This is a genomic window from Youngiibacter fragilis 232.1, assembly GCF_000495435.3.
Taxonomy (GTDB): domain Bacteria; phylum Bacillota; class Clostridia; order Clostridiales; family Clostridiaceae; genus Youngiibacter; species Youngiibacter fragilis.
The window spans coordinates 1-2,222 of record NZ_AXUN02000085.1 but is presented as its reverse complement, the minus strand read 5'-3'; the positions used below and the strand labels follow the sequence as shown (position 1 = coordinate 2,222).

The following is a 2,222-nucleotide window of genomic DNA, read 5'->3' as shown; positions in this document are numbered from 1 at the left end:
TGAATATTATGCTCAAAATGAGCAATGAGTACGCTGAGCTAGAGCCACAAAAACGGAATAAGAGAGCCATAGTTATTCTGTGATTGAGCCACCCTGAGGTGGCTCAATTGGGACCTTAAGGTTTCAGTGCGTAACGCTCTCTCATGGATACCTTTCCGTCAATTATGATGCTATAGGCATTGTGGATGATTCTGTCAAGAATCGCCTCAGACAGGGTTCCTTCATTGATCCGGTCATGCCATTCAGATGGCGCAAACTGGGAGCAGAATATTATCGATCCCAGCATGTACCTAGCTTCGACTATCTCCAGCAGGTCTCTGGCAGCAGCATCATTCAATGGAGACAACAACCACTCATCGAGGATCAGGAGGTCTACGGTCTTGTACTGACGCATTGTCTTCTTGAACACCCCTTCACCACGGGCCACCGTGAGTTCATCAAGGAGATCGGGAAGGCGTATGTATTTGACTGTGTAGAAGTTCCGGCAGGCAGCTATCCCCAATGCGCAGCTCAGGAACGACTTGCCGTTTCCTGAAGCACCCATGATTATGACATTGTGCTTTTCGCTGATGTACTGGCAGGACGCTAATCTGGCGATTTGGGCCTTGTCCAGCTTTCGGTCCGGCAGATAGTGGATATCCTCCACGGAAGCCGAGCTGAACTTCAGGTCTGCCTTGTGGATCAACCTTAGCAGCTTATTGCTTTTCCGCCTTGACCATTCAATATCGACCATGATTCCGAATCTTTCCTCAAAGCTCAACTCCTGGAAAGTTGAATCCTGAAGTTGTGCCTGGAAAGCTTCCGCCATGGCGGTCAGCCGCATCTCATTCAGTTTGGACAGTGTGCTATCCTTAATCATTCTTCTTCACCCCTCCGTAGTATTCTGCACCACGGACAAATCCCTGTGCTTGCTTCTTAGGCTCTACCGCTGCAGTTTCCACAAGCTTATCGGAACCATTCTTCAGGATGGTCTGGATACTTCTGTAGCTGGGATTAGGCGTATAGGAGAGGGCTCTTCTGCAGGCGGCTTCGAGCCTTGTCACGGAGTATTTGTCCGCAAGCTTGAGCAGACCGAAGCATGACTTGTAGGCCTGCTGTTCAATCTTATGGGAGTGGAGTATCGATCTGACGACGATCTCCGTATGTATTCCGTTGGCTGCGGCCCACCGGATGAATCGGTCTCCATCCCAGAGGGCGTAGTCGCGATGCTTGTCAGGCATGTGGTCGATGTTGGTGCTGTAATGTCCGGTTTTACCAAGCAGTCTAACGTGTGAGGCGATACGTGTATGGTGGTAGTAGATCTCGATCACTCTTTTTGTCATTCTGACATCGACTTTATGCTTGATGTATTCATACGGTACGGAGTAGTAGTTCTTCTCTACAGAAACGTGATAGTTGAACTGCACGGTAGCGATCTTCCACGTAGCTAGTTCATAGGGCAATGCCGGTAAGGGAATCAGGTGCATCTTCTCTTCCTCGAGAAAAGCGCTGAGCCTCGATCCTGGTTTCTTCTGGAAAGGCTTGCTGTTGAACTCCAGAAGCTTCTTCCTTATTTCTCTGTTCAGATCTCCTATGCTGAAAAACTGCTGCTTACGAAGAGCTGCAATGATCCAGGTGGAGATGGTGTCCACCGTGGATTCCACCATTGGCTTATCCCGTGGCATCTTCACTCTGGCCGGTATGACGACAGTGCCATAGTACTCCGCCATTTCCTGATAGACTTTATTGATGGTGGGATCGACTGGATGCGGCTTGGAAATACCCGTTTTAAGGTTATCCGGGACAAGGATGCGTGTCACTCCTCCAAAGTGGCGAAAGGCATTGATGTGTCCGGTGATCCAACTCTCAGTATCCATGTTGAGGAAGGCCTCCACATAGGCATAGGAACTGCATGTGAGAGCAGCTACGAACACATAGACATCGATGCATTCTCCGGTGACATTATCGATGAGAGATGTCGTATCGCCTGCCCAGTCCACCTCACAGGTATCTCCCGGTTTCCGATGGATATGCGAGGTTGCCTTGTTCTTCATGGCAAAGTCCCTGTAGAGCTTGCAGAACTGAGTGTACATATAGGGAATCTTGCTGATGTCCCGGCACTGGATGCAGTACTCATCCCATAGCAGTGTCATGGTTACGCCATTTCGAGCCAACTCCTTGTGGACATATTCAAAATCCGGGGGCATTCGGTCCGAATCCAGGGACCGTTCCGGAAAGAGGAG

2 protein-coding genes are annotated in these 2,222 nt (G+C 49.7%); both read right to left on the bottom strand.

Features of this window, described 5'->3' with window-relative positions:
• Window positions 1–115 precede the first annotated feature (115 nt).
• Window positions 116–859 (bottom strand): IS21-like element helper ATPase IstB, encoded by a 744-nt coding sequence (gene istB, locus T472_RS05155; protein ID WP_023388438.1) that lies wholly within the window; start codon window positions 857–859, stop codon window positions 116–118.
• Window positions 852–2,222: IS21 family transposase (gene istA / locus T472_RS05150; RefSeq protein WP_040906749.1), on the bottom strand; the 1,371-nt coding region annotated here is incomplete at its 5' end. The genes istB and istA, both read right to left, overlap by 8 nt.

Coding starts and splice junctions, on each gene's coding strand:
- istB (WP_023388438.1), bottom strand. CDS start 859: ATGATTAAGGATAGCACACTGTCCAAACTGAATGAGATGCGGCTGACC.